Here is a 7,270-nt window from a genome sequence, read left to right on the forward strand (position 1 = left end):
CCGCCGATATCCCGGNCCTCAACAAGGGCGGCTGGCTCCGGCACGTGCTGGAGCAGGTTGATATCACGGTGTTCCATGGTGCTGTCATAGCCGGGGTGTGCTGGTATCCCATCGTCGACTGCCCTCCTTGGCATCGACCATTCTCTGGTGACCGCTGGAGCCACGGCCTGATACGTTCTGACCTGTCTGTCGATCCGAACCTCTCGGTTGAACTTTTCGCCCTGCGCTTTCGGGCGGCGGCATAGTCCCGACTGAAACCTGACCAGGCCGATGGGCGTTAACAACTCGATGAGCGCCAAGTCTAAACCAGACGACGTCGAACCGACCACTGAAGCCGACACTAGGCTCGGTGCTGATGTCAGCTTTCCGTTCGACAGAATGACCGTGGAGCAGTTCCGGAAACGCTTCCCCCGTGCACGGTGGAGTGACGCCCGCCAAGCATGGTTCGTCCCAGGTCCCACTGCCTCTCGTCGTTTCACGCGGTGGCTCGCGGAGCTGGAGGCGGAAGCCGATGCATTCGCCGACGCGAAAGGCAGGGACGCATTTGAGTTCGATCCGATCGCGAGCGTCTATCTTGAGCTTGGAAGAGCGGGATTGCGGATCAACACTCCCTATTCGAGGACAGTCGTCGAGAGGCTTCGCGAGATTCCCTACTCGCGGTGGGATAGCGACCTCAAGTTATGGCACGTTCCCTTTCGGTCGTACCGAGAGCTCAAGAAGCGATGGCCAGAAATCGAGGAAGCAGCGCGCCGGAACGAACCAGAAGAAAGGCGACGCCGCGCCGAAGAGAGGAAGGGTACCGAACAGGAAGCGAAGTCGAAGGCGCGGACCGCGGAGCGGAAGCGGCGACGCTATCCGGTAAACATCGACAAGCTACCGCCACTCGGCCGTGTCGTCGCAATCCAGCATGGACTGGTTGTCTTCGAAGAGGTCACCGGGGAACTCGTCGAACCGGAAGTCGTCGGCGAATTCTACCCTGGTGTCACCGACGGCCACGTCTGGGGAATTTGGCGCAAACCTACGTTTGAAGAGCTAGTGCAGGCGTGGCCCTCGAAGATGCCCGTGGCCGACGGAGCTGAATGGTGGCAACCGACAATTCAGGAACTGCGGCCCGCTCGACGAGCGGCAAGCCGGAAGAGGGCGGAACAGTTGTCGCGCTAATCCGGATCTGACGCCTATACGGCGATGATCAATCTCTCAATACCGACAGACGTCTGATGGCCCGTGACTCTGTGGAGAGGGTGTCTTGGCGACTTCTTGCAAAATGCAATCCCACAGCGAGTTGGCAGACGCCGTTGTCGCGCTACGTTAGGTGGACCGGCAATCGAGGTTGAAAATGAAGCAGACTGATAGAATTGCGAAGCGAGAGGAAACTGATCGCGCGGCCTACGAAATCCTGGACAGGGAGGCCGCCGCACGTGAGCAAAAGACCGAGCGGCTACGACTTGCTAGAATGTCGCGCGAAGCCAACAAACAACACAAGATTGAAAGCGAAAAAAGGTCCTGAGAGGCCGCAATCTGTCAAGGCGAGCGTCATGAGTGGAACGGAAACGACTATGCTACGCACTCCTTTCCCGACCGGACCGGTGATCCGTGTCTACCGTCGCGGTCCCTGCTGGATCGAAGGTACCCTCGCAGTCGTATATGCAGCGGCAGGCATGAAGCTTTTGCTTTCGCGCTGATAACGAAGGAAACCTGATGCCCCTGTTTCAAGGCCTGTCGGCATTCCCCATCACTCCCACTGACCAGGCTGGCGTTGTCGATACGTCAGCATTGGGGATCATTCTGAACCGTATCAAGGAAGCTGGTGCGGATTCCATCGGACTTCTCGGCAGCACCGGGGGATACGCTTTCTTGTCTCGTGATCAGCGACGTCGCGCCGCGGAAACCGCGCTGGCAACGGTCGGTGGGAAGATACCCGTCATCGTCGGTGTCGGTGCTCTTCGGACGGATGAAGCTCAGGCCTTCGCGAGGGATGCCAGAGAGGCAGGGGCGGATGGCCTGCTGCTTGCGCCCGTGTCTTACACGCCTCTTACCGAGCAGGAGGTTTATGAGCACTACGCAGCAGTCGCTGACGTCGGACAGCTTCCTCTTTGCGTCTACAACAACCCAAGCACCACGAAATTCACGTTCAGCGTTAGACTGATCGAGAGGCTCGCCAAGGTTCCAAACATCGTGGCCATCAAGATGCCGCTGCCCGCCGATGGCAATTACTCTTTCGAGATGGCCACTATCCGCCATCACACGGCGTCTACTTTTGCGACTGGCTATAGTGGAGACTGGGGTGCTGCCGACGCGCTGCTGGCAGGAGCCGACGCCTGGTACAGCGTTGTCGCAGGGCTTCTGCCATCAGAGGCTTTGGCACTCACCAGAGCGGCTCAATCCGGCGACATCGAGGGAGCGGAGCGCGTCAACAGGGCGTTCGAACCGTTGTGGTCTCTGTTCAAGGAGTTCGGAAGCTTTCGTGTCATGTACGCAATCGCAGAGATAGTTGGGGTAGGAAGCTTCGAGCCGCCCGTCCAGTTCTGGGGCTTCAACCTGAAGCACGCGTCCGGGTCGCAGAGGCAGTCGATGGACTCCGTACTGCAGTCAACTCATCGGCTGTGCAATAGCGTGGTCAGTCCAGTCGATACATCGGAACAGGGCAGCGCCGTCCCCGGTGGCAGTCAACGATCAAAAAGTGGGCGCTTGTCCGCTGGTACGCTTTATCGGCCACACTGCCAGTGCCGCAGGCTGCGGGACCTGTCGCCTTTTCATTCGTCGCGCTCAGCCTTGCCGTGACTGCCTTGATAGCAGTCGCGTCTCGTGGATGCGCGTTCAATATAGTGGTTAGCGTGAGGTTGACTACGTAATGCGACGATTGAAACTATTTTTCGGAGTGGGGCGTAGAGTCGCTTATGACCAACGATCACCCGAGATTATGGCTTGCAGCGGCTATCGAGGCAAAAAGCCATAGGCAGATGTATACAATCGCTATGGAGATCGGGGAGGCCGGAACTTTGGCTTCTCCGGAGATTCGGAAGGCGGCTCGAAATCTCGCTCGTTCGCTCCACGGCGTAATCGAACTACCGATTGCAGACGCGAGCGTTTTAGCAAAAGCTGACCGACGGTTCGCTGTGTTGTGCAAGCTTTTGGAGAAAGCTGCTTCTGGAACACCGCCAAGTTTCGCGGCGTAAGCGAGTTCTTGTGAAAATACCTATCGCCTGCAGCCAATACTTCCAACCACAGTAGGGAGCGTGCGCCGCGCAATGAGCAGGCAAGCACGTTACATCGGCATGACCACCAACGGCCCTTCGCGGCCATTGGAGCCTCCTGGTAGACAAACTAAAAAGCTACGTTGAAGAGACGGTTATGAAGCCTTCAGTCGAAATCAAGACCGTCCTGGATTTGCCGGCTGGCATAGAAGCGCTTCGCATCGAGGCCTATAGCGCAGGTTTTCGTTTCATGGAAAAATTGACCACGGAATGGGAGACGCAGACAAATCGCTTCCATAAGCCAGGAGAGCTGCTGGCGGCGCATTTCAGAATGGACAGTTGGTCGCTATCGGAGGATTGAATATCGAACCTTACGCAGGAGACATTACTATTGCCCGCCTGCGCCACTTGTACGTACTCAAACGCATCCGCCGACAGGGGTCGCCTCCCGCCTTGCTCGCTATCGGTAAGACACAGCGGCAACATCATTCGCTTCCGTGCAACTTTTTACTGATACGGCAGACGCTGCTGCGTTATACGCGACGCTTGGTTTTACTCGCACTAAATCCGCAAGTGCCACCCACATTGTAAAGTTGAGATGACCGCTACTGGCGAGAGAGAGAGACCACCGGCAGTCGCCGATGGTCAAGAGGCTATAGCTCGATCTGCTCCGCAATCCTGAGCGCATCGTCCACCTCTACGCCGAGGTAGCGAACGGTGCTTTCCAGCTTCGTGTGACCGAGCAAAATTTGGACCGCCCGAAGATTGCCTGTCTTCTTGTAAATCTGCGCTGCCTTGGTGCTCCTCATGGAGTGAGTGCCATAAGCGCTCGTGTCTAGGCCGATCGACGCGACCCATCGGTGGACGATCAGCGCATACTGCCTTGTCGAGAGATGCTGCGACGTCTTCCGGCGACTTGGAAACAGGTAGCTGCCGCCGTTCCGACGGACAAAGGGAAGCCAAGCCACGAGTGCAATCTTGGTATGCTCTGTGACCTCAAACTGTACGGGCCGCTTCGTCATCTTTTGGATGATGGTGGCCTTATCTCGAATTGAACTACCAGACCATAAGTCCTCAACCCTCAGCTTCACGACGTCACAAGCGCGAAGCTTGCTGTCGATGGCAAGGTTGAAAAGCACCAGTTCCCGGATCGCGCCGCTCAATTCAAGCCGAACGCGGATCGACCACACGTTCTTTGGCTGCAGTGGGCGCTTCTGGCCGACAAGGATTCCCTTGTTCCAAGGCTGTCGATTAGGCGGTACGGCGGTGTCCATGCCAAAGCCTCCGCCACTCCTCCCACCGCGTCGCCACCGTTAGGCCGTCGCATCTTAGCACGTCTCGTCGCTAATCGGCCCGAAGCGGACTTCATGAGTAAGGACGCCCCTACGGATCATAATCTGTCGTGGGACAACGATGGGACGCGGCAACAGGACGACGAGATCGTCCGAACCGTAGAGAAACTCGTTGTTAATTTCGGATTACCGGAGCGGATTGGTAGTTTCCTTTCGCCCACTCTGCTGTAGGTTGCGCTGCATTGACCAGCGCTAGGAGCTTTGCATGAAGTACGCATACGTGGCGCTGGCAATGGGCCTGATGGCCTCGACGGCTTCCGCGCAAGAAGTCCTCGACGACAGCATCTCGAACGTCGGAGAAGAGAACGCCAAGGCCGCCATGGCGGCGGTCATGGACAAGCTCAAGGACCCGGTGTCGGCGCAGTTCAAGTCGTTCACGCGCCCCGATCCGATGTACCAGCAATACCCGCAGAACATCGTCTGCGGCATGGTCAACGCGAAGAACGGCTTCGGCGGCTACAACGGCTTCACGCCCTTCGGCTACCACATCCGCACCAAGACCACGATCATCCTCGCAGACAGCGTCCTCTCGAGCGTTGGCGGCGAACTGTCGAGGATTGCCTTCAAGTCCTTGTCGTGCGCCTCGGCGCTGGGAGTATCCATGTGATGAAGTACCTCGTGCTGACCGCCGCGATCCTCGCGTCGACACCCGCTCTTGCCGCCGAGTTCAGTAGCTTTGAAGCCGAAACTAAGGCCGTCTCCGACACGATCAAATGCCCGCGGCCCAAGGTCACAAAAACCTCTGGCATGCCCGATCTATGGAGATGCATCCTGCCGGGTGCCGAAGTTACGAAGGTCTTCGTCAACGCGGCCGACAGCGGCGGCCGCGTCGAAAACGTGAAGATCATGTGGAATGACTGGACCCGTGACACTGGCTACGGCGTCCACACAGACAAGGCAATGGCCGAAGCATGGGTGACGGCGCTCGCTACCCGCTATGCTTCGACGCAGGTGCAGGAAGTGCTGACCGCTTTCAGAGGAACATCCACCGTAAGTATCAAGGGCGAAGGCGTCAGCCTGAAATACACCTACTTCAAAGGACCTGCGATCGACGAAAGGTTGATTACCGTAACAGCGCCATGACCCCAAAACGCAATCACAAAAAATTTAGAGCAATCAGAATGGCCTAGCGTAGTTGTCTGCTGTTGGCGCTTCTGCGTCATGCCGCCTGTCGGCTTACGCAGAGACCGCCGAGAAGTGCAGCGTACCTAAGCCCGATCAAGGATGTCAGGAGGTTGACAGGAAATTTGTGACGGCCGCGAAAGCTAAGAGTTGCTTATAACTTGGATCGGTCCCTGTCCCGCCTCCATTGGATGAGGTAGCCAAAACCTGGACCGATCAGCGCTCCGCCGATAATCCAATGGATCATTGTCAGCGGCTTTTCGTCAGGATCATGCCCTGTCACAAAAAGGAAAAGAAAAAACGCGGCGACACCAGCAAACATGAGAGTGATCGGAAATAATATGCTTTTACGGAAGCCTTGCGTCATAGGTCTCTCCTATCATTCAGAGTCACGATTGACTGGCCCTAGTCCTTCATAAGGTTGGCTGCCGCCACGAACGTGGAACACAGCCTCGCAAATTTCCTAGTTATAACGACACTTATTTTCCTGACTTCTGCGACGTGGCAGAATAGGGAGTTTTGCGGCAGCCGCAATGACCGTAATTGGTGCATCGGAGACCTCATTTCTTAGCTCGTTTCGGCCAAAGCGGACAAGTCAGGGTGTGCAAGCTGTCCGGTTCATGCGACTGTCGTCCTCATGATGCGATATACGCTTGCAGGCGGCAGGTTTGCATAGGTGGTGCTGATGCGATTAGCCTTGAGCCCCAGCCGCTAGAGTAAAGTATCAGCAATCCTTCACTAAGCAGGCGGCTGCATTAGTTCTATAGTGATACCATCCGGGCCGGAGATGTACGCGACCATTATTCCGCATCGGGGGCCGGCTGGTATCGGCTGCGGCGAACCGTTCACTGCCCACCCCGCGGTCTCAACCCGCGCGATCGCCGTGCGGATATCCTTAACCGTGAAGGCGATATGAGCGGCGCCGATCGCACCTGCGCTACGAGGTGTCTGACCCAGCATACGGCCTGTCGAATACTCGAGAAGCTCGATAGGGTAGCCATTTGGAGCCGTCACCAGCGCCATTCGGCAACGGAGGTCGTCAACCCCCGTAGCCTCCCGTAGAAACTCCCCACCCATCTCTCCTCGGCGAGCAAGGTCGAAACCCATCGCCTCAGTCCAGAACTGAATCGCCTCCTCCAACGAGGCGACCGAGAATCCCGTGTGGTCCACAGCTATTACGCCGGCATCTTCGGCCATCTTTAATCCTCACATATCTACCAGTTACGTCTGCTCGATCTAGCGACGGCTCGATAGCCTTACAAACTTTCTTTCGTCTCTCGACACCGTTCCGAGCATCACTTCACATCACTGCGATGACTGCTTTTGGCGCAAAGCTGCCGAGCGGCTGGCAGGTGACCGCTGATCATTAAAGCTAATCGATGGTTATTGATTTCCGCCGGTGCAGCTTTTGGCCCGAAGCGGACTTACAGCAGATGGTCGATGCCGACATTGCTCAGGCGTTCGTAGGCTTGCGCTGCTTCAAGCCTTACCTCTGGATTTTCCTCGACCGCACGCCCGTACCAGTATTTCGCCGCGTGTAGGTCGCCTAGCTGCTCGTAACAAATGCCCAGCCGCTCTCCGAGATAGCCCGCATCGAGTGAG

General features: G+C 57.1%; 7 protein-coding genes and 2 pseudogenes. 5 read left to right on the forward strand and 4 right to left on the reverse strand.

The window, feature by feature from the left end; translation table 11 throughout:
• Positions 1–288: 288 nt before the first annotated feature.
• The 3 genes and pseudogenes from ASF70_RS01470 to ASF70_RS01485 all read left to right on the forward strand — a co-directional run bounded on the left by ASF70_RS01470 (position 289) and on the right by ASF70_RS01485 (position 3,555).
• On the forward strand, positions 289–1,161 hold the full coding sequence (locus ASF70_RS01470; protein WP_062576871.1) for a hypothetical protein: 873 nt from the start codon (positions 289–291) through the stop codon (positions 1,159–1,161).
• Between the two features lie 537 nt (positions 1,162–1,698).
• Positions 1,699–2,612 (forward strand): annotated as a pseudogene (locus ASF70_RS01475) (dihydrodipicolinate synthase family protein).
• 739 nt (positions 2,613–3,351) lie between these two features.
• Positions 3,352–3,555, forward strand: coding sequence for a hypothetical protein (locus ASF70_RS01485; RefSeq protein WP_062576805.1), 204 nt, complete (start codon positions 3,352–3,354; stop codon positions 3,553–3,555).
• Positions 3,556–3,847: 292 nt separating this feature from the next.
• On the opposite strand, the gene ASF70_RS01490 is transcribed toward ASF70_RS01485, so the two are convergent.
• A complete protein-coding gene (locus tag ASF70_RS01490; RefSeq protein ID WP_062576807.1) occupies positions 3,848–4,468 on the reverse strand; it encodes a tyrosine-type recombinase/integrase in 621 nt (206 codons plus the stop codon).
• Positions 4,469–4,751: 283 nt separating this feature from the next.
• Between ASF70_RS01490 and ASF70_RS01495 the strand changes: the two genes are divergently transcribed.
• Positions 4,752–5,153, forward strand: a complete 402-nt coding sequence (locus ASF70_RS01495; protein ID WP_062576809.1) for a hypothetical protein — start codon at positions 4,752–4,754, stop codon at positions 5,151–5,153.
• On the forward strand, positions 5,153–5,629 hold the full coding sequence (locus ASF70_RS01500) for a hypothetical protein (protein ID WP_062576811.1): 477 nt from the start codon (positions 5,153–5,155) through the stop codon (positions 5,627–5,629). The genes ASF70_RS01495 and ASF70_RS01500 overlap by 1 nt, the downstream gene beginning before the upstream one ends.
• Before the next feature lie 193 nt (positions 5,630–5,822).
• Here the strand turns inward: ASF70_RS01500 and ASF70_RS01505 are convergent, their stop codons facing one another.
• The 3 genes and pseudogenes from ASF70_RS01505 to ASF70_RS01510 all read right to left on the reverse strand — a co-directional run bounded on the left by ASF70_RS01505 (position 5,823) and on the right by ASF70_RS01510 (position 6,865).
• Entirely contained in the window at positions 5,823–6,035 is a 213-nt protein-coding gene (locus ASF70_RS01505) for a hypothetical protein (RefSeq protein WP_062576813.1), read from the reverse strand.
• 251 nt (positions 6,036–6,286) lie between these two features.
• Positions 6,287–6,388 (reverse strand): annotated as a pseudogene (locus ASF70_RS24475) (phospholipid methyltransferase); the annotation flags it as partial.
• A gap of 18 nt (positions 6,389–6,406) precedes the next feature.
• Entirely contained in the window at positions 6,407–6,865 is a 459-nt protein-coding gene (locus tag ASF70_RS01510) for a VOC family protein (protein ID WP_062576815.1), read from the reverse strand.
• Positions 6,866–7,270 lie beyond the last annotated feature (405 nt).

This window comes from Rhizobium sp. Leaf321 (genome assembly GCF_001423215.1).
GTDB lineage: Bacteria > Pseudomonadota > Alphaproteobacteria > Rhizobiales > Rhizobiaceae > Neorhizobium > Neorhizobium soli.

What these genes read in the sequence shown, in the direction of transcription:
- ASF70_RS01470 (WP_062576871.1), top strand. Translation starts at nt 289, where the DNA reads ATGAGCGCCAAGTCTAAACCAGACGACGTCGAACCGACCACTGAAGCC.
- ASF70_RS01485 (WP_062576805.1), top strand. Translation starts at nt 3,352, where the DNA reads ATGAAGCCTTCAGTCGAAATCAAGACCGTCCTGGATTTGCCGGCTGGC.
- ASF70_RS01490 (WP_062576807.1), bottom strand. Translation starts at nt 4,468, where the DNA reads ATGGACACCGCCGTACCGCCTAATCGACAGCCTTGGAACAAGGGAATC.
- ASF70_RS01495 (WP_062576809.1), top strand. Translation starts at nt 4,752, where the DNA reads ATGAAGTACGCATACGTGGCGCTGGCAATGGGCCTGATGGCCTCGACG.
- ASF70_RS01500 (WP_062576811.1), top strand. Translation starts at nt 5,153, where the DNA reads ATGAAGTACCTCGTGCTGACCGCCGCGATCCTCGCGTCGACACCCGCT.
- ASF70_RS01505 (WP_062576813.1), bottom strand. Translation starts at nt 6,035, where the DNA reads ATGACGCAAGGCTTCCGTAAAAGCATATTATTTCCGATCACTCTCATG.
- ASF70_RS01510 (WP_062576815.1), bottom strand. Translation starts at nt 6,865, where the DNA reads ATGGCCGAAGATGCCGGCGTAATAGCTGTGGACCACACGGGATTCTCG.